This window comes from Microbispora sp. NPDC004025 (assembly GCF_053604425.1).
In genome coordinates, this window is sequence record NZ_JBSGHN010000010.1 from 219,463 (window position 1) to 238,745 (window position 19,283).

General features: G+C 70.9%; 15 protein-coding genes. 13 read left to right on the forward strand and 2 right to left on the reverse strand.

Annotation, left to right across the window (positions count from 1 at the left end):
• Positions 1-34: 34 nt before the first annotated feature.
• Positions 35-160, reverse strand: coding sequence for a ribbon-helix-helix protein, CopG family (locus ACWEQG_RS24615; protein ID WP_169982248.1), 126 nt, complete (start codon positions 158-160; stop codon positions 35-37).
• Between the two features lie 461 nt (positions 161-621).
• Here ACWEQG_RS24615 and epsC point away from each other — a divergent pair, with 461 nt between their 5' ends.
• From epsC to ACWEQG_RS24640, 5 genes are all read left to right on the forward strand, one after another.
• Positions 622-2,613, forward strand: coding sequence for a serine O-acetyltransferase EpsC (gene epsC, locus ACWEQG_RS24620; protein ID WP_452288087.1), 1,992 nt, complete (start codon positions 622-624; stop codon positions 2,611-2,613).
• Positions 2,610-3,896 (forward strand): ATP-binding protein, encoded by a 1,287-nt coding sequence (locus tag ACWEQG_RS24625; RefSeq protein ID WP_452288089.1) that lies wholly within the window; start codon positions 2,610-2,612, stop codon positions 3,894-3,896. Before epsC ends, ACWEQG_RS24625 begins: the two co-directional genes overlap by 4 nt.
• Positions 3,893-5,179, forward strand: a complete 1,287-nt coding sequence (locus tag ACWEQG_RS24630; RefSeq protein ID WP_452288091.1) for an MFS transporter — start codon at positions 3,893-3,895, stop codon at positions 5,177-5,179. Before ACWEQG_RS24625 ends, ACWEQG_RS24630 begins: the two co-directional genes overlap by 4 nt.
• Positions 5,179-5,865: a TRM11 family SAM-dependent methyltransferase gene (locus ACWEQG_RS24635; protein ID WP_452288093.1), complete on the forward strand. Its 687-nt coding sequence runs from the start codon at positions 5,179-5,181 to the stop codon at positions 5,863-5,865. The genes ACWEQG_RS24630 and ACWEQG_RS24635 overlap by 1 nt, the downstream gene beginning before the upstream one ends.
• A gap of 78 nt (positions 5,866-5,943) precedes the next feature.
• On the forward strand, positions 5,944-6,879 hold the full coding sequence (locus ACWEQG_RS24640) for a PLP-dependent cysteine synthase family protein (RefSeq protein WP_452288095.1): 936 nt from the start codon (positions 5,944-5,946) through the stop codon (positions 6,877-6,879).
• 89 nt (positions 6,880-6,968) lie between these two features.
• On the opposite strand, the gene ACWEQG_RS24645 is transcribed toward ACWEQG_RS24640, so the two are convergent.
• Entirely contained in the window at positions 6,969-7,823 is an 855-nt protein-coding gene (locus ACWEQG_RS24645) for a PAC2 family protein (protein ID WP_346227292.1), read from the reverse strand.
• 217 nt (positions 7,824-8,040) lie between these two features.
• On the opposite strand from ACWEQG_RS24645, the gene metH reads away from it, so the two are divergent.
• The 8 genes from metH to ACWEQG_RS24685 all read left to right on the forward strand — a co-directional run bounded on the left by metH (position 8,041) and on the right by ACWEQG_RS24685 (position 19,152).
• Positions 8,041-11,505, forward strand: a complete 3,465-nt coding sequence (gene metH / locus ACWEQG_RS24650) for a methionine synthase (protein ID WP_452288097.1) — start codon at positions 8,041-8,043, stop codon at positions 11,503-11,505.
• Between the two features lie 81 nt (positions 11,506-11,586).
• Entirely contained in the window at positions 11,587-12,228 is a 642-nt protein-coding gene (locus ACWEQG_RS24655) for an HAD family hydrolase (protein ID WP_452288099.1), read from the forward strand.
• Positions 12,229-12,298: 70 nt separating this feature from the next.
• Positions 12,299-12,793, forward strand: a complete 495-nt coding sequence (locus ACWEQG_RS24660) for a cellulose synthase (protein ID WP_363471956.1) — start codon at positions 12,299-12,301, stop codon at positions 12,791-12,793.
• 368 nt (positions 12,794-13,161) lie between these two features.
• Positions 13,162-14,154 (forward strand): ABC transporter permease, encoded by a 993-nt coding sequence (locus tag ACWEQG_RS24665; protein WP_363471953.1) that lies wholly within the window; start codon positions 13,162-13,164, stop codon positions 14,152-14,154.
• A 75-nt stretch (positions 14,155-14,229) separates the two neighbouring features.
• Positions 14,230-15,987, forward strand: a complete 1,758-nt coding sequence (locus tag ACWEQG_RS24670) for an ABC transporter substrate-binding protein (protein WP_363471952.1) — start codon at positions 14,230-14,232, stop codon at positions 15,985-15,987.
• Positions 15,988-16,076: 89 nt separating this feature from the next.
• On the forward strand, positions 16,077-17,096 hold the full coding sequence (locus ACWEQG_RS24675; protein WP_363471950.1) for an ABC transporter permease: 1,020 nt from the start codon (positions 16,077-16,079) through the stop codon (positions 17,094-17,096).
• Positions 17,093-18,118, forward strand: a complete 1,026-nt coding sequence (locus tag ACWEQG_RS24680; RefSeq protein ID WP_452288101.1) for an ABC transporter ATP-binding protein — start codon at positions 17,093-17,095, stop codon at positions 18,116-18,118. Before ACWEQG_RS24675 ends, ACWEQG_RS24680 begins: the two co-directional genes overlap by 4 nt.
• Positions 18,115-19,152: an ABC transporter ATP-binding protein gene (locus ACWEQG_RS24685; RefSeq protein ID WP_452288103.1), complete on the forward strand. Its 1,038-nt coding sequence runs from the start codon at positions 18,115-18,117 to the stop codon at positions 19,150-19,152. Before ACWEQG_RS24680 ends, ACWEQG_RS24685 begins: the two co-directional genes overlap by 4 nt.
• Positions 19,153-19,283: the final 131 nt, after the last annotated feature.

A 19,283-nucleotide genomic window follows, 5' to 3' on the forward strand; every position in this document is an offset into this window, starting at 1 on the left:
CCGTACGCCGCCTACGCCGGGGGGCGACAGCCGGTCAGGCGGCGTGGTCGCGGAGGTACTGGGCGAAGGCCTCTCTGGCCAGTTGAGACACGGTCTTGCCCTCCCGTTCGGCCAGTGCCCTGGCGGCCGCCTTCTCCTCCGGACTCAGGCGGAACGTCACCTGCGGCGAATGCCTTGCTCCTCCGCACCCGGGTCGACGTCCGCCTCGTCATCCGCGGTGAGCTCGACGTCCTCCGGCGGCCAGGGCCCGGTGTACTCCTCGGTCATGGCTCGTTCCTCCTGAGCGCGGTCGGCATCACGACGTGCACCGGTCAGAGGAAACGGGCCTGCCCTTACCGCTTTCGTGTCATGGATCGTCGTTACCGTTTCGAATGCGTCGCACATCGCCGGCGGATCCGGGTCGTGACCTCGCCGAGGCCGGGTCGCAGGCCGTAGTCGTAGGGGTTGACCTGCGTGTTCCGGTTCCCTCACGCTTACCGATAACCGAGGAAAAAGGGTCCGTAATTCAGTGTCCCGGGAATGGCCGCGGAGAAAAGTCCGGGCCATGTGGCGAGTCCGCCATTCGTGAATCCGGGTCTTCCGCCAGATGGTTCATTCGCCGAGAAATGCGAGGAGGCGAAGATGCCGCATGCCGATTTCAGGAGTCCTGCGCCGCCGTCAGACCCCGACCGGCCGGAGAGACTGCTGCGCCTCCTGGCCGAGGACCTGCGGACGATCGTCGAGCGGGACCCGTCCGTCCGCGACCGGAAGGAGGCGCTGCTGCACCCGGTGCTCCCGGCGCTGTGGCTGCACCGGGTCGCCCACCGGCTGCACCGGCGCGGGCGGCGGCTGCCGGCCCGGCTGCTGATGCTCCTGGCGCGCACCGTCACCGGGGTCGAGATCCACCCGGGCGCGGTGCTCGGGCGCAGGGTCTTCGTCGACCACGGCGCGGCCGTGGTCATCGGGGAGACCGCGGTCGTGGGCGACGACGTGACCGTCTACCACCAGGTGACGCTGGGGGCGGTCGGCTGGTGGCGTGACAACCGGCGCGCGGCCGGGGAACGGCGGCACCCGGTGATCGGAGCCCGCGTGGTGCTGGGCGTCGGCGCGACCGTCCTCGGCCCGGTGCGCGTGGGCGACGACGCCGTCATCGGGGCCCGGGCGCTCGTCCTGCACGACGTGCCCGCCGGCGCGCGTGCCCTCGCTCCCGCGTCACCGCCGTCACCCGCGTCACCCTTGTCGCCGCGCCACGGCGGCGGGTCGTCCCGTACGGCCCGAGCCCCCCTGTCCCGGCCCCCCGACGAAAGGAGTGGATCGATGAATCCGGACAGCACGGTCCTGATAGTCGGCGCCACCGACGAAACCGTCCGCAAAGCCAAGGAGCTGGGCCTGACCGTCCTGCTGCTCCAGCATCCGACCAAGGTCAGCCCCGAGCAGGAGGAGCTCGCCGACGTCCTGCGCGTCCTGGACTACACCGACTGGGCGGCCGTCGAGCCCGTCGCCCGGCGGTTGCGGCAGGAGCCCGGGTTCCGCGTCGCGCTGTCCATCACCGAGCCCGGGCTGGAGAACGCCGGCCGGATCAACGACCTGTTCGGCCTGGGCGGCACCGGCTACGAGGTCACCCGGAGGTTCCGCGACAAACTCGCCATGCGCCGCCACCTCGCGTCGGTGCCGGGCGCCGAGCTCGACCCGTCCGCGCTGGCCGCCGCGCCGCTCCTGCGGCGCGAGGACCTGGACTCCTTCGCCGCCGCCCACGGCTACCCGTTCATCGTCAAGCCGACCGACGCGACCGCGAGCATCGGCGTCTTCCGGATCGGAGGGCCGCAGGACGCCGACCGGGTGTGGGCCACGGTGGAGGGGCTGCGCGGCACCCGGACCGACCGCGTCTCGACCATGTACCTCCTGCGGGACTTCCTCATGGAGGAGTACGCCGAGGGACCGGAGTTCAGCGTCGAGGCGTTCAGCTTCGCGGGCCGCCACGTCGTGGTGGCGATCACCGAGAAGTTCGTGCACGCCGACCGGTTCGCGGAACTCGGCCATGCCGTGCCCGCCCGGCTGGACGAGCCGGTGGGGGAGCGGATCCGCGCGAGCGTGTCCCGTTTCCTTGACCTGATCGGCCTCAGGGACGGCGTCACGCACACGGAGCTGCGGCTCGGCCCGCGCGGTCCGGTGATCATCGAGAGCCACAACCGCGTCGCCGGCGACATGATCCCCGAGCTCGTGCGCGGCGCGTACGGGATCGACCTGGTCGAGTACGCGCTGGGCTGGCCGTTCGGGCTGGTCCCCGAGCTGCCCGACCGGCCGCAGGCGCACGCGGGGGCGAGCGTGCGCTCCCTGGTGAGCGAGCCGGGCCGGGTCGAATCGGTGGAGGGCGTCGCCGACGCCGCGGCGCGGGACGGCGTGCTCGACGTGCGCGTCACCGCCAAGCCGGGCGACACCGTGCACGCGTTGCGCGACAACTGGGACCGGCTCGGCCTGCTGGCGGTGACCGGCCCCGACACGGCCGCGGCGATCCGCCGCGGCGCGGAGATCGGGGACGCCATCCGGATCCGGGTGACGGACGAGGACGGGCGGGCCTGGCTCGCGCAGGTGGCCGAGGCCCCCGCGCCGGCGCTCGCGGAGGCCCTGGCATGAGCGTCGTCATCGTGCACCGCAACCCGCTGGAGCCGTTCCCGTACGACCGCTGGCTGCGCGACTACGCGGGCCCCGTGGTGATCCTCGCCGCCCGCGACAGGTTCGAGCCGTTCGGCGAGCGGGTGCCGGAGGGCGACCTCGGCTACACCCGCCTGGAGCTCTTCGACCACGACGACCAGGTGGCCGGACGGGTCGCCCGTCTCGCCGCCGAGTACGGCGCCACGCACCTGATCGGGGAGCACGAGGCCGACGTGCTGCGCGTGGCCGCCCTGCGCGAGGAGCTCGGGCTGCCCGGCCCCCGGGCCGCCGACGTGCTGCCGTTCCGCGACAAGGCCCTGATGAAGGAGCGCGCCGCGCGGGCCGGCGTCGAGGTCGCGCCGCACACCGTGCCGGGGAGCGCGGCGGACGTGCTGGCCTTCGCCGGCCTCCACGGATTCCCCCTGGTGGTCAAGAACAGGGCCGGCTTCAACTCCGTCGGCCTGCGCATCCTGCGCGACCGGGCCGCGCTGACGGACTTCCTCGCCGAGACGTACGGCCCGCGGCAGGGCGAGCAGCGAGCCCAGCCGCGGGACGACCTGCTGCTGGAGGCGTACGTGCCCGGCCGCATGTGCCACGTCGACGGGCTGGTGGTCGACGGCGAGGTCGTGCTGGCCTGGCCGTCCCAGTACCAGTACGAGCTCGCGTCGTTCGGCACCGACCCCGGCTCCCGGGTCGACCTGGCGCTCGACCCCGGCGACCCGCTCACCGGCCGGCTGCTGGAGCTGACCGGGCGGACGCTCGCGGCGCTGCGGCGGCCCGGCGGCCGGCTGCGCGACCACGCGTTCCACGCGGAGATCTTCCACACGCCCGACGACCGGCTGGTGCTGTGCGAGATCGCCTGCCGCTCCGGCGGCGGGAAGATCCGCGAGGTCTTCCACAGCCTGTTCGGGGTCAACCTCGCCGAATGCTCCATCCGCGCCCAGCTCGGCCTGCCGCTGCCCGACGTGGAGCGGGCCCTGCGCCCCGGGCGGCGGCCGGAGCCGGCGCGGATGGCGGGGCAGGTGCTCATGATGAAGCGGCCGGGACTGATCCACGCGCTGCCCGACGCGCCGAGCGAGCCCTGGGTGGAGCACTTCTGGCTCTACGCCGAGGCGGGCCAGGTGGTGCCGCCCGCCTCGGGCTCGGCCGACTTCCTGACCGTGGCCATCGCCTCGGCCCCCACCCGCGCCGAGTGCGAGCGCAGGCTGCGGGCGCTCGGCGCCCGGCTGGAGGAGCAGGTGCGGATCGGGGCGGTGCCGTCGTGACCCGGCCGTCGACGCAGGCGCGGTACATGGCCGGGATGGTGGTCGACGCGACCGGCAGCGGCATGTACCTGCCCCTGTCCCTGCTGTTCTTCCACCACGTCACCGGGCTGCCGATCGAGCGGGTCGGCGTGATCATGACCGCGGCGGCGCTGTTCAGCCTGGTCGGCAATCCCGTCGCGGGCGTGCTCGTCGACCGCTTCGGCGCGCGGGCCGTCGTGGTGGGCGGCTACCTGGTGCGCGCCGCGGGGTTCGCCGCCTACCCGCTGGTGGACTCGCCGCTGACGATGTTCCTCGCGGTGGCGCTGGTGGCGCTCGGCGACGGCTCCTACCCGCCGTCGATCCAGTCGTTCGTCGCCGCGATCGCGCGGGGCGCCGATCGCGACAGACTCCTCGCCGCCCAGCGCAGCCTGCGCAACGCCGGCCTCGGCGCGGGCGGCCTCATCGCGGGCGCCGCGCTCGGCCTGGGCAGCGACGCCGCCTACCGGGTGATCGTCCTCGTCAGCGCGGCCGCGTTCGCCGGCGCCGCGCTGATCCTCCGCACGATCCCGGTCCCCGGCGGACGGGCCCGTACGGAAGGGCGGGCGGCGCCGCCCCGGCGGGGCGGGGGATACCGGCTGGTCCTGCGCGACCGGACGTTCCTCGCGCTGACCCTGCAGAACGTGCCGACCGCCTTCGGCTACATGGTGCTTTCGGTGGCGCTGCCCGTCTACGTCACCCGGGAGCTGGGCGTCCCCGCGTCACTGGTCGGCGTGCTGTACGCCGTCAACACCGTCGGCATCGCGCTGCTGCAGATCCCGGTGACACGGCGGCTGATCCGATACCGGCGCACCCGCACCGTCGCGGCCGGCGCGGCCACGTTCGGGGTGTCGTTCGCGGTGTTCGCCCTGCTGGCCGGGGTGCCCGCGCGGCCGGTCGCCCTGGCCGGGGTCTTCGCCGCGACGGCGCTGTTCACCCTGGGGGAGATGCTGCACGGCGCGCCGCTGTCCGCGCTCGTGTCCAGCGCGGCCCCCGAGGAGACCCACGGCAGATACATGGCGGTCTACCAGTTCTCCTGGGCCATCCCGATCACGCTGGCTCCGGCCGTGCTGACCGCGCTGCTGGGCGTGTCGCCGGCCTCCATGTGGCTGCTGCTCGCGGGCGGCGTCGCCTGCTCGGCCCTCACCGTGCTCCGCCTGGAGTCCCGGCTGCCCGCCCGGGCCGTCCACGCGCGAACCCCCGAAGACCCGGAAGAGACAGATGACCGTCGCGCCGCGACGGCGACACAGAAGGCTGGTGTGGAGTGATGGGCAGATCGAGCTGGCACGTGCTGCAGGGAGAGGACCCCGCGTACGCGCTGCCGGAGGCCGCCGGCCAGTGCGGCTGGGTGAGCCAGTTGCGGCCGTTGATCGTCGAGATGACCGAGCCGGGCGACGTGGTGCTCGACCCCTTCGCCGGCTGGGGGACCACGCTGGTGGCGTGCGCGGTCGAGTCCCGGAAGGGGGTCGGTCTGGAGGTGTCGCCCGAGCGCGCGGAGCAGGCCCGAAGGCGCCTGGAGGCGTATCCCGGCCAGACGATGCTGTGCGCCGACGCCCGCACCCCGCCCCTGCCGGAGGAGTCAGTGGACTTCGTGCTGGCGGATCTGCCCTACTTCGGCACGAATCTGGACACCGACTCCGGCGTGGAGGGCCAGTTCTACGCGCTGCGGGACTACGAGGAGTACCTGAGCGCGCTCGACGACGCCTTCGCCGCGGTGACGAGGGTCATGCGGCCGGGCGCGCGTGCGGTGCTGGCCGTGCAGAACCGCCGGCTGGGCGGCAGATTCGTGCCGCTGGCCTGGGACGTCGCCCGGGTGCTCGGCCGCCATCTGACCCTAGGGGACGAGCGGATCCACTGCTACGACCGGCCGGTCGGCGACGACGACCCGATGGTGACCAACCGCTCGCACGAATACCTGCTGGTGGCCGCCAAGGAGCCGCGCCCAGCCGGATGACCGCCTCGATCACGACCCGACGGCCGGCTCCCGCGGGCCCCGCGGCGCCGGGGAGCCGGCCACGTGCAAGGAGTACCCATGATCCCCCTCATCCGCGGTGACATAGCGACCAGAATCGACGACCTCATCGGCAACACCCCCCTGCTCCGTCTCGCCCTCGACGGCCTGCCCCCGGCCGCCACCGTGCTCGCCAAACTCGAGGCGGCCAACCCGCTGTCGAGCGTCAAGGACCGGGTGGCGCTGCGCATGATCGAGGAGGCCGAGGCGTCCGGGGCGCTGACCCCCGGCGCGACCGTGATCGAGTCCACCTCGGGCAACACCGGCATCGCCCTGGCGGCGCTCGCGGTCGGCCGGGGACACCCGTGCATCGTGGTGATGCCGGACAACGCCTCGAAGGAACGCGCGCTGACCCTGCGCATGCTGGGCGCCCGGGTCGAGTTCACCGACCACGTCCTCGGCTTCCAGGGCTGCGTCGACCGGGCGCTGGAACTGCACGCCGCCGTCCCCGGGTCCTGGTACGCCCGCCAGCACGAGAACCCCGCCAACGTCATGGCCCACTACACGACCACGGGACCGGAGATCTGGGCCGCCACCGGCGGCGAGGTCGACGCGCTTGTGTGCGGGATCGGGACCGGCGGCACCCTCACCGGAACGGCCCGCTACCTGCGCGAGCGCAACCCCCGGCTGCGCGTCGTCGCGGTGGAGCCGGAGGGCTCGCCCCTGCTGTCCGGAGGCGCCCCGGGGCCGCATCGCATCCCCGGTCTCAACGGCGGCTTCATCAGCCCCGTCACCGACGTCACCCTCATCGACGAGGTGATCACCGTGCCGGACGCCGAGGCGGCCCGCATGACCCGCCTCATCGCGGCCACCACCGGGCTGCTGGTCGGGGTCTCCTCGGGCGCCGCGGCGTACGGCTGCGCGGAGCTCGCGCGCCGCCGGGACCTGTCGGGGCAGACCGTCGTGACGATCTTCCCCGACACCGGTGAGCGCTACCTCAGCTGGTGGCCGGCCTGACCCGGCGTACGCAATGAGCAGCGCTACCGTCGCCTCGCCGCCCAGACCAGGCTGCCGGGTCTCATCGGCCGGGCCCCCGTCCGGCCGGGTCAGCGGTCGGTGCCGCGGTCGCGGCGGCGCAGGTAGCGCTCGAACTCCGCCGCGATGGCGTCGCCGCTGGCCTCGGGCAGCTCGGCGGCGTCCTTGCGCTCCTCCAGCTCCCGCACGTACTCGGCGACCTCGCTGTCCTGGGCCGCCAGTTCGTCCACGCCGTGCTCCCAGGCCCGGGCCTCCTCGGCCAGGTCGCCGTACGGCATCGGGATGTCGAGCATGTCCTCGATGCGGCGCAGCAACGCCAGGGTGGCCTTGGGGTTGGGCGGCTGGGCGACGTAGTGCGGGACCGACGCCCACAGGGACACCGTACGCAGCCCGGCGGTGCCCAGGGTGTGCTGCAGCACGCCCACGATGCCCGTCGGGCCCTCGTACTTGGTCATCTCCAGGTTGAGCGCGCGGGCCATGCCGGGGTCGCTGACCGAGCCGGTGATCGGCACGGGCCGGGTGTGCGGCGAGTCGTTGAGCAGCGCGCCGAGCAGGATGGCCAGCTCGATGCCGAGATCGTGGCAGAGGCCGACGATCTCGGCGCAGAACGACCGCCACCGCATGTTCGGCTCGATGCCGCGCAGCAGCACCACGTCGCGCTTGGCGCCCTGCGGACGGGCCAGCAGCAGCCGGGTCGTCGGCCAGACGATCGAGCGGGTCAGGCCGTCGCCGAGCTCGACCACCGGCCGGGTCACCTGGAAGTCGTAGTAGTCCTCCGGGTCCAGCTCGACCAGCGGGGTGGCCTTCCACTCGGACTCGAGGTGTGCGAGCACGCCGCTGGACGCCTCGCCGGCGTCGTTCCATCCCTCGAACGCGGCGATCAGCACCGGGTCGACGAGCTCGGGGAGCCCTTCGAACTCGATCACGCGCCGCCTCCTCACTGGCCTTGTGCAGTATGGCTCAGTCCAAGACTATTCGGTGAGGGGCCCCGTACGTCACCTCCGCCGGGCACCGGCCCGTCGCGCTGCCCTGACCTGCGGCGCCCTTCCGCCGGCCGGGAATCGGCCGCCCCTTACCCGGCGGTTATTCCCGTTTCGCGCGCACGATCGGTGTTCCGTCCGGCGGGGCCGATAGGCTTGCCCCATGACCAGCAGACCGTCGTTCCGAGAAGTGCTGTCCGAGCGAGTTCTGATCGCCGACGGAGCGATGGGGACGATGCTGCAGTCCTACGACCCCACCCTTGACGACTTCCAGGGCCACGAGGGCTGCAACGACGTGCTCAACGTGAGCCGGCCCGACATCGTGCAAGCCGTGCACGACGCGTACCTGGAGGTGGGCGTCGACTGCGTCGAGACGAACACCTTCAACGCCAACCGGGCGGCCCTGGGCGAATACGGCATCGAGGACCGCATCTTCGAGCTGTCCGAGGCCGGCGCGCGGCTGGCCAGGGAGCGGGCCGACCACTGGTCGACGCCGGACAGGCCCCGGTTCGTCCTCGGCTCGATGGGCCCCGGCACGAAGCTCCCCACGCTCGGCCACCTGCCGTACGAGACGCTGCGCGACGCCTACCGGGACAACGCCGCAGGCCTGGTCGCGGGCGGGGCGGACGCCCTGATCATCGAGACCTGCCAGGACCTGCTGCAGGTGCGGGCGGCGGTCGTCGGAGCGAAGCGGGCGGTCGAGGCCTCCGGGCGGGACGTGCCGATCATCGCGCAGGTCACCATCGAGACCAACGGCGCGATGCTGCTCGGCTCCGAGATCGGCGCCGCGCTGACCGCGATCGAGCCGCTCGGCGTCGACCTGATCGGTCTCAACTGCGCCACCGGCCCCACCGAGATGAGCGAGCACCTGCGCTACCTGGCCAGGCACGCGCGGATCCCCATCTCCTGCATGCCGAACGCCGGCCTGCCGCAGCTCACGGCCGACGGCGCGTACTACCCGCTGAGCCCGGCGGAGCTGGCGGACGCGCACGAGGCGTTCACCCGCGACTACGGCCTCGCGCTGGTGGGCGGCTGCTGCGGCACCACCCCCGAGCACCTGCGCCAGGTGGTCGAGCGGGTGGGCGGCCGCGCCCGCGCCGAGCGGCGGCCCCGTCCCGAGGCGGGCGCGGCGTCGCTCTACCAGCACGTGCCGTTCCGGCAGGACACCTCCTACCTCGCCATCGGCGAGCGGACCAACGCCAACGGCTCCAAGGCGTTCCGCGAGGCGATGCTGGCCGGCGACTACGAGGAGTGCGTGGAGATCGCCCGGGCGCAGGCCCGTGACGGCGCGCACATGCTCGACCTGTGCGTCGACTACGTCGGCCGTGACGGCGTGACCGACATGAAGGAGCTCGCCTTCCGGTTCGCCACCGCCTCGACGCTGCCGATCGTGATCGACTCCACCGAGCCCGCGGTGCTGGAGGCCGGGCTTGAGATGCTCGGCGGCCGGGCCGTGGTCAACTCGGTGAACTACGAGGACGGCGACGGCCCGGACTCGCGCTACCAGAAGATCATGCGCCTGGTGAAGGAGCACGGCGCGGCCGTGGTCGCGCTGACGATCGACGAGGAGGGCCAGGCCCGCACCGCCGAGGCGAAGGTGCGGATCGCCACCCGTCTCGTCGAGGACCTGGTGAGCACCTGGGGCATGCGGGTCGAGGACATCATCGTCGACTGCCTGACGTTCCCCATCGCCACCGGCCAGGAGGAGACCCGTCGCGACGGCCTGGAGACGATCGAGGCGATCCGCGAGCTCAAGCGCCGCTACCCGGGCGTGCAGACCACGCTGGGCGTCTCCAACGTGTCGTTCGGCCTCAACCCGGCCGCCCGCATGGTGCTGAACAGCGTCTTCCTGAACGAGTGCGTCAACGCGGGGCTCGACTCCGCGATCGTGCACGCCTCCAAGATCCTGCCGATGAACCGGATCCCGGACGAGCAGCGGCAGGTCGCGCTCGACCTGGTGTACGACCGCAGGCGCGAGGGCTACGACCCGCTGCAGCGGTTCATGGAGCTGTTCGAGGGCGTGGACGCGGCGTCCATGAAGGCCGGCAAGGCGGCCGAGCTGGCCGGACTGCCGTTGTGGGAGCGGCTCAAGCGGCGCATCATCGACGGCGAGCGCAAGGGCCTGGAGGCCGACCTCGAGGAGGCCCTCGCCCAGCGGCCGGCCCTGGAGATCATCAACGACGTGCTGCTCGACGGCATGAAGGTCGTCGGCGACCTGTTCGGCTCCGGCGAGATGCAGCTGCCCTTCGTGCTGCAGTCGGCCGAGGTGATGAAGACGGCCGTCGCCTACCTCGAACCGCACATGGAGAAGGTCGAGGGCAGCAGCAAGGGCCGCATCGTGCTGGCCACGGTCAAGGGCGACGTCCACGACATCGGCAAGAACCTCGTGGACATCATCCTGTCCAACAACGGCTACGACGTGGTCAACCTCGGCATCAAGCAGCCGGTGTCGGCGATCCTGGAGGCCGCCGAGGAGCACCGCGCCGACGTGGTCGGCATGTCCGGGCTCCTGGTGAAGTCCACGGTGGTCATGAAGGAGAACCTCGAGGAGATGAACTCCCGGGGGATCGCGGACAAGTATCCCGTGCTGCTCGGCGGCGCCGCCCTGACCAGGGCGTACGTCGAGCAGGACCTGGCCGACCTGTACCGGGGCGAGGTCCGCTACGCGCGTGACGCGTTCGAGGGCCTGCGGCTGATGGACGCCTTCATGGCGGTCAAGCGCGGCGAGGACGGCGCGACGCTGCCGCCGCTGCGCGCGCGGCGGGTGAAGACCGGGGCGGTGCTCACGCGGACCGCCGAGGAGGACCTGCCTGCTCGCTCCGACGTCGCGGCGGACAACCCGGTGCCGACCCCGCCGTTCGTCGGCGACCGGGTGGTGAAGGGCATCCCGCTGGCCGACTACGCCGCCTTCCTGGACGAGCGGGCGACGTTCATGGGCCAATGGGGCCTCAAGGCCGCCCGGGGCGGCGACGGGCCGTCGTACGAGGAGCTGGTCGAGACCGAGGGCAGGCCCCGGCTGCGCATGTGGCTGGAGCGGCTGCAGACGGAGAACCTGCTGGAGGCGGCGGTGGCCTACGGCTACTTCCGCTGCGTCAGCGAGGGCGACAGCCTGATCATCCTGGACGACGACGGGAAGGAGCGGACTCGCTTCACCTTCCCGCGTCAGCGGCGCGACCGGCACCTGTGCCTGGCCGACTTCTTCCGCTCCCGCGAGTCCGGCGAGACCGACGTCGTCTCCTTCCAGGTCGTCACGATGGGCAACCGGATCAGCGAGGCCACGGCCGAGCTGTTCGCGAAGGACGCCTACCGCGAATACCTGGAGCTCCATGGCCTGTCGGTGCAGCTCACCGAGGCACTGGCCGAATACTGGCACGCGCGGGTGCGGTCGGAGCTGGGCATCGGCGGCGACGAGTCGCTGGACGACATGCTCAAGGTGAACATCACCGGCTGCCGCTACTCCTTCGGCTACCCGGCCTGCCCCAACCTGGAGGACCAGGTGCAGGTCATGGAGCTGCTCGACCCGTCGCGCATCGGCGTGACGCTGTCGGAGGAGTTCCAGCTGCACCCCGAGCAGGCCACCTCGGCCCTGGTCGTCCACCACCCCGAGGCGAAGTACTTCAACGTCTGACCGGCCGCATCGGCGCTCACGGGCGCCCCTTACCATGTTGGTCCCCCCCTCATCGGGGGTCTCACCGGGGGAAGGGGCCACGTGGACGCCGTGCTGTTCGACATGGACGGGTTGCTCGTCGACACCGAAGGGGTGTGGTTCGAGGTCGAGACCGAGGTGGTTACCCGCCTCGGCGGAGCCTGGGGGCCGGAGCACCAGGAGCAGCTCGTGGGCGGCTCCTGGGACCGCACCGTCGCGTACATGCTGGAGCTGACGCAGGCCGACGTCGACCCCGCGGTGGTGGGGGAGTGGCTGATCGACGGGATGGAGAGCCGCCTGTCGAGAGGCGTCGAACCGATGCCGGGAGCGCTCGACCTGCTGCGCGGGCTCGGCGACCACGGGGTGCGGACCGCGCTGGTCACCTCGTCGCTGCGGGTCATCGCCGACGCCGTGCTGAAGGCCGTGGGCCGGGAGCACTTCGAGATCGTCGTCACGGCGGACGACGTCATGAACACCAAACCGCATCCGGAGCCGTACCTGACCGCGGCCGGCCTGCTGTCGGTGGACCCGGAGCGGTGCGTCGCGCTGGAGGACTCGCCGAACGGCGTCGCCTCGGCGACCGCGGCGGGCTGCCGGGTGGTCGCCGTGCCGGGCGTCCTGCCGATCGCCCAGGCGCCCGGGCGGGTCGTCATGCCCTCGCTGCTCGACGTGGACGTCGACTTCCTGCGGGCGCTCGTCCGGTAGCGCGGGCCCCCGCATGATCGCGCCGCGGGTGCCAGGATGGGGGTACACCGTGGACTAAGGGGGCCCCGTCATGACATTCAACGACATCGCCTGGCTGCCGCTGTGCGCAGGCGTCACCGCGGTGGGAATCGGGCTCAGCTACCTGGCCTTCCGGCGCAGGGGGGTGACCGCCGGCCTGCGGACCACCGCCTGGTCCCTGCTGCCGCTGGCCGCCTATCTCACCGGCGCGCTGCAGACGCTCTGGAACATCGGCGCGGCGGCGGTGGGTTTCGTGACCGGCCTGGTCCTGTCGCCCTCGGTCTGGGCCGGAGTGATCCTGGCCGGGCTGTCGGCGCTGCTGTTCGTCGTCTCCGGCACGCTGCGCGGCCGTGCCCTGTCCCGGGCGCGTACGGCACAGCCGGAGCCGGGCGGCGCCACCGCGGCGCCCGGGCGGGCCGCCACGCCTGAGGCAGTCACGCCTAAAACGGCACAGACCGGGAAGAAGGCACCGCGTCAGGTCGAACAGACCGCTGCGGATGATTTCTCGGACATCGAGGACATCCTGAAGCGCCGCGGGATCAGCTGATCATCCCACATGGTGGGACCAAGTTACCGGCCAGTGCAATGTCACAGTCCCAAGACATAATCGGAACGCGACTCCGACAAACCCTTCAAGATCAACACGAATGAGTTTCGCGTGAATCACAGTTGAGCCACAGGGCGCCTCTGGGGACTGGTCAGCCCAGCTCAGACCATAGATTCTGCCTCCGGGGGTCGCACACCACGCGGGCCCCCTACGGACAATGTCGTCTGGGATCCAGGGGGCCTGCACCAAATGGCCGTGCGAGGCAAGGTCGTGAGCGGCCACCGCTACTCCGCCGCCGGATCGATCCCGGGCTTCCCCGAGCATGTCACCGCGGGCGCGGTCGGCTCGGGCAGGGCGAAGGAGGATCGATGACCGCGCCGATGGACGTCACCGGCGGGGACGCACAGGCCACCCCGGAGGCCGTCGTCGACGGGGCGGACAGGAAGGCGATCCAGGGCCGGTCCCTCGGCCAGATCGCCTGGATGCGTCTCAAGCGCGACAAGGTCGCGCTCGCCGGCGGTCTGATCGTCATCTTCCTGATCCTGGTCGCGGTCTTCGCCCCGGTGATCGTCGGAGCGTTCGGGCAGGACCCCACGCAGTTCAACTCCGACCTGATCGACTCCTCCACCATGGCGCCCAAGACGGGCACGGGCATCGGCGCCGACCACCTGTTCGGCATCGAGCCGGTCAACGGCCGCGACATCTTCAGCCGGGTCGTGTACGGCGCGCGGATCTCGCTGCTCATCGCCTTCCTGGCCACGCTTCTCTCGGTGGTCATCGGCACCCTGCTCGGGGTCACCGCGGGATATTTCGGCGGCCTGGTCGACTCGATCATCAGCAAGGCCATGGACGTCTTCCTGGCGTTCCCGATCCTCGTCTTCGCGATCGCGCTGGCGGGCGTCGTCCCCGACTCGGCGTTCGGCCTTACCGGCGACACGCTGCGCGTCTCGCTGCTGGTGTTCATCATCGGCTTCTTCAACTGGCCGTACATCGGGCGGATCGTCCGGGGGCAGACGCTGTCGCTGCGCGAGCGGGAGTTCGTGGACGCGGCGCGCAGCCTCGGGGCGCGGGGGCCGTACATCATCTTCCGCGAGCTGCTGCCGAACCTGGTCGCGCCGATCCTCATCTACTCGACGCTGCTGATCCCCACGAACGTGTTGTTCGAGGCGGCGCTGTCGTTCCTCGGGGTCGGCGTGCGCCCGCCCACCCCCACCTGGGGTGGCATGCTCGCCGAGGCGGTGCGGTTCTACACGATCCCGCACTTCATGTTCTTCCCCGGCATGGCGATCTTCATCACGGTCCTGGCGTTCAACCTGTTCGGCGACGGCCTGCGGGACGCTCTCGACCCGAAGGCCCGCTGAGCCCTCCCTTTCCCCGTAAAAAGTCCCCCGGCTCCTATCACCAAGGGGTTTGCAATGCTAAGAAGAAGACTGGGTATGGCGGCCACCGGCGCCGTGCTCGCCCTCGCCGTGGCCGCCTGCGGCGGCGGTTCGGGCAGCAGCACGCCGTCGTCCTCCGGCGGCGCCGCCGGCGGCGGCGCGAACGCCACGGGTGAGTTCAACGCCGCCCTGACGGGGGTGGTCAACCCGTCCGACAAGAAGGGCGGCATCCTCAAGTTCGCCAACGGCGGTGACTGGGACTCCCTCGACCCGGGCGACACCTACTACGGCTACTCCTGGAACTTCATCCGCCTGTACGGCCGCTCGCTGCTGATGTTCAAGTCCGCCGTGGGCAAGGAGGGCAACCAGCTCACCCCGGACCTCGCCGAGGACCTGGGCACGCCCAGCGATGACGCCAAGACCTGGACGTACAAGCTCAAGAAGGGCATCAAGTTCGAGGACGGCACCCCGGTCACGTCGAAGGACGTGAAGTACGCGGTGGAGCGGTCGTTCGACAAGGAGGTGTTCCCCGACGGATACACCTACTTCAACGACTTCCTCGACTGGCCGAAGGGCTACAAGGGCGCGTACAAGTCCAAGGACGTCAACACCGACAGCGCCATCGAGACGCCCGACGACTACACGATCGTCTTCCACCTCAAGCAGCCGCTGAGCAACTTCGACTACTTCGCCCAGCTTCCCGCCACGATCCCGGTCCCCAAGGACAAGGACACCGGCGCGAAGTACAAGGAGCACATCATCTCCACCGGGCCGTACAAGTTCGAGAAGAACGAGATCGGCAAGGGCTTCACGCTGGTCCGCAACGACCAGTGGGACCCGGCGACCGACCCCAACCGCAAGGCGCTGCCGGACGGCTACGAGGTCTCCACCAACGTCAACGCCGACGACATCGACAACCGGATCATCTCCGGCGACCTCGACGTCGACGTCGCGGGCATCGGCATCCAGTCGGCGGCCCTCGGCCGGGTCCTGTCCGACCCCGCCATGAAGGCGAACTCCGACAACCCGACCAGCACCCGCCTCTGGTACACCTCGATCAACGGCAACGTCGCGCCGCTCGACAACATCGACTGCCGCAAGGCCGTCCAGTACGCCACGGACAAGGTGGCTCTCCAGACCGCCTGGGGTGGCGAGTTCTCCGGCGGCCAGATCGCGACCAGCCTGCTGCCGCCGGCGATCCCCGGCCACGAGGACTTCAACCTCTACCCGCCGGGCGCCGACAACAAGGGCGACCTGACCAAGGCCAAGGAGGCGCTGACCGCCTGCGGCCAGCCCAACGGCTTCGAGACCAACATCTCCTACCGCGCCGAGCGGCCGAAGGAGAAGCAGGCCGCCGAGGCGCTGCAGCAGTCGCTCGGCCGGGTCGGCATCAAGCTCACGCTCAAGCCGTTCCCGCAGGCCGACTACTTCGCCCTGTACGCCGGCAAGCCGGGCTACGCCAAGGACAACAAGATCGGCCTGGCCATGAACGGCTGGCAGTCCGACTGGCCCGACGGCTTCGGCTTCCTGCAGCAGATCGTCGACAGCCGCGTGATCCGCGAAACCGGCGGTTCCTCCAACATCAGTGTCCGCGACCCCGAGGTCGACAAGCTCGTCGACCAGGCGATGAAGGAGACCGACACCGACGCCCGCAACGCGATCTGGACCCAGATCGACAAGAAGGTCATGGAGGACTCCTTCATCCTGCCGAACGTGTGGACGAAGACCCTGCTCGTGCGCAGCAAGAACGCCACGAACATCTTCGTCAACGACGCGTACGGCATGTACGACTACCTCGGCATGGGCGTCAAGTAAGCGCCCGCCGAGACCAGAAGATCCGATAGACGCGTGAACGCGGCAAGGGGGCCGGTCCCACAGGGCCGGCCCCCGGAGCCGGGGGGACTGTGGTCACATACATCATCCGGCGGCTGATCTGGGCGGTCGTGATGCTCACCATCGTGAGCATCGCCACGTTCGCCATCTTCTTCCTGGTGCCCCGCCTGGCGGGCGCCACCTCGGAGAGCCTCGCCGCGCGCTACGTGGGGCGCACCGCCTCCGCGGAACAGGTGAAGATCGCGGCTGAGAAGCTCGGCTTCAACGATCCGCTGATCGTGCAGTACGGACGGTTCGCCAAGGGCATCGTCGCCGGAGCCGACTACGACTACGGTCCCGGCGTGGAGCGCTGCCCGGCGCCCTGCTTCGGCTACTCCTTCCTCACCCGGCTTCCCGTCTGGCCGGACCTGCTCAACCGGCTGCCCGTGACGATCTCGCTGGCCATCGGGGCCGCGGTCATCTGGGTGATCGCCGGTGTGGCGACCGGCGTGCTGTCCGCGCTGAGACGCGGCAGCTTCTTCGACCGGGCCGCGATGAGCGTCGCCCTGGCGGGCGTGTCGCTGCCGATCTTCTTCACCGGCATCGTCTCGCTGGTCGTCTTCAGCTACGGCACACCGTTCCGCATCACCGCGCCGGGCGGCAGTTTCACGCCGTTCGAGGAGAACCCGGCCATGTGGGCGTACAACCTGATCCTGCCGTGGATCACGCTGGCCTTCCTGTACGCCGCGGGCTACGCGCGGCTCACCCGGGCGGGCATGCTGGAGACGATGAACGAGGACTACATCCGCACCGCCCGGGCCAAGGGCCTGAACGAGCGGACGGTCGTGGTCAAGCACGGCCTGCGCGGCGCGCTGACCCCGATCATCACGATCTTCGGTCTCGACCTCGGTCTGCTGCTCGGCGGCGCCGTGCTCACCGAGAGCACCTACTCGCTGCCCGGCATGGGCAAGTACGCGATCGACGCGATCCTCGCGCAGGACCTGCCGAAGGTCATGGGCGTGGTGCTCGTCGCCGCGTTCTTCGTGGTCTTCGCGAACCTGATCGTCGACCTCCTGTACGCCGTCGTGGACCCGAGGGTGAGGCTGGGATGAGCTTCCTGGAACTGAAGGACCTGCGGATCCACTTCCCGACCGACGACGGCCTGGTCAAGTCCGTCGACGGGCTGTCGTTCACGCTGGAGCGGGGCAAGACGCTCGGCATCGTCGGCGAGTCCGGCTCCGGGAAGAGCGTGACCAGCCTCGGCATCCTCGGCCTGCACAAGGGCGGGCGCGCCCGCATCTCCGGCGAGATCTGGCTGGACGGCGAGGAACTCGTCGGCGCCAGCCAGGAGCACGTGCGGACGCTGCGCGGCAAGAAGATGGCGATGATCTTCCAGGACCCGCTGTCGGCGATGCACCCGTTCTACTCGGTCGGCAACCAGATCATCGAGGCGTACCGCATCCACAACGACGTCAGCAAGAAGGTCGCGCGCAAGCACGCGATCGACATGCTCGGCCGGGTGGGCATCCCGCAGCCGGAGCGGCGCGTGGACAGCTACCCCCACGAGTTCTCCGGCGGCATGCGGCAGCGCGCCATGATCGCGATGGCGCTGAGCTGCGACCCCGAGCTGCTGATCGCCGACGAGCCGACGACCGCGCTCGACGTGACCGTGCAGGCGCAGATCCTCGACCTGATGCGCGACCTGCAGCGTGACTTCAACGCCGCGCTGATCGTCATCACCCATGACCTCGGCGTCGTCGCCGAGCTGTCCGACGACATCCTCGTGATGTACGGCGGCAAGTGCGTCGAGTACGGGACGTCCGAGGACATCTTCGAGCGGCCCGAGCACCCCTACACCTGGGGTCTGCTCGGCTCGATGCCGCGGCTGGACCGCGAGCCGACGGAACGGCTGCTGCCGATCAAGGGCTCGCCGCCCTCGCTGATCAACGTGCCGTCCGGCTGCGCCTTCCACCCGCGCTGCGCGTTCGAGGAGCGCACCGCCGGGCGGGCCAAGACGGAGGTCCCCGAGCTGCTGGAGACCGAGGGCGGCCACCTGGTGCGCTGCCACGTGACGCGCGAGCGCAGGCGCGCCATCTGGGAGAACGAGATCAAGCCGAACCTGGAGGCTTCGTGAACGAGGAGCCCTTGCTGTCCGTACAGGGGCTGGAGAAGCACTTCCCGGTCACGAAGGGCCTGCTCAAGCGGCAGGTCGGCGCGGTCAGGGCGGTCGACGGCATCAGCTTCGACGTGAGGAAGGGCGAGACCCTCGGCCTGGTCGGCGAGTCGGGATGCGGCAAGACCACCACCGGACGCCTCATCACCCGGCTGATCGAGCCCACCGGCGGCAAGATCGTCTTTGAGGGCAACGACATCACGCACATGTCCCAGAGCCGGTTGCGCCCGCTCCGCAGGGACGTGCAGATCATCTTCCAGGACCCCTACAGCTCGCTCAACCCCCGGCACACGGTCGGCGCCATCGTGGGCGCGCCGTTCCGGATCCAGGGCATCAAGACCGAGCAGGGCACCAAGAAGGCGGTCCAGGAGATCCTCGAACTGGTCGGTCTGAACCCGGAGCACTACAACCGCTACCCGCACGAGTTCTCGGGCGGCCAGCGGCAGCGCATCGGCATCGCCAGGACGCTCGCGCTCAAGCCCAAGCTGATCATCGCGGACGAGCCGGTCTCCGCGCTCGACGTGTCGATCCAGGCCCAGGTCGTCAACCTGCTGGAGGACCTGCAGAGCGAGCTCGACCTGACGTACGTGGTGATCGCGCACGACCTGTCGGTGGTCCGGCACATCAGCGACCGGGTCGCGGTGATGTACCTCGGCAAGATCGTCGAGATCGCCGACCGCAAGGGCCTGTACGAATCGCCGATGCATCCGTACACCAACGCGCTGCTGTCGGCGGTGCCGATCCCCGACCCGAAGCGGCGCAAGGAGAGGGAGCGCATCCGGCTGCAGGGCGACGTGCCCTCCCCGCTCAACCCGCCGCCCGCGTGCCGGTTCCACACCCGGTGCTGGAAGGCGCAGGACATCTGCCGGCAGGTCGAGCCGCCGCTGCTGACGCTGGCCCCCGGCCACCAGGCGGCCTGCCACTTCCCGGAGAACGCGCCGTCCGGGAGCGTCGCCGCGGCGCAGCAGGAGACGGCCGCGGCGCCCGCGGACTGAGAGCGGGCGTGGCCGCCGGCCACGCCCCCGCCCCGGGGCGGGGCCGCCCGGGCGGGGGGGTGCGAGGGATCGGGCCGGGGGGAGAACTAGGGGGAGGGTACCGCGGACACCCCCCCCGGGACCGGGGCGCA

What these genes read in the sequence shown, in the direction of transcription:
- epsC (WP_452288087.1), top strand. Translation starts at nt 622, where the DNA reads ATGCCGCATGCCGATTTCAGGAGTCCTGCGCCGCCGTCAGACCCCGAC.
- ACWEQG_RS24625 (WP_452288089.1), top strand. Translation starts at nt 2,610, where the DNA reads ATGAGCGTCGTCATCGTGCACCGCAACCCGCTGGAGCCGTTCCCGTAC.
- ACWEQG_RS24635 (WP_452288093.1), top strand. Translation starts at nt 5,179, where the DNA reads ATGGGCAGATCGAGCTGGCACGTGCTGCAGGGAGAGGACCCCGCGTAC.
- ACWEQG_RS24640 (WP_452288095.1), top strand. Translation starts at nt 5,944, where the DNA reads ATGATCCCCCTCATCCGCGGTGACATAGCGACCAGAATCGACGACCTC.
- metH (WP_452288097.1), top strand. Translation starts at nt 8,041, where the DNA reads ATGACCAGCAGACCGTCGTTCCGAGAAGTGCTGTCCGAGCGAGTTCTG.
- ACWEQG_RS24660 (WP_363471956.1), top strand. Translation starts at nt 12,299, where the DNA reads ATGACATTCAACGACATCGCCTGGCTGCCGCTGTGCGCAGGCGTCACC.
- ACWEQG_RS24665 (WP_363471953.1), top strand. Translation starts at nt 13,162, where the DNA reads ATGACCGCGCCGATGGACGTCACCGGCGGGGACGCACAGGCCACCCCG.
- ACWEQG_RS24670 (WP_363471952.1), top strand. Translation starts at nt 14,230, where the DNA reads ATGGCGGCCACCGGCGCCGTGCTCGCCCTCGCCGTGGCCGCCTGCGGC.
- ACWEQG_RS24680 (WP_452288101.1), top strand. Translation starts at nt 17,093, where the DNA reads ATGAGCTTCCTGGAACTGAAGGACCTGCGGATCCACTTCCCGACCGAC.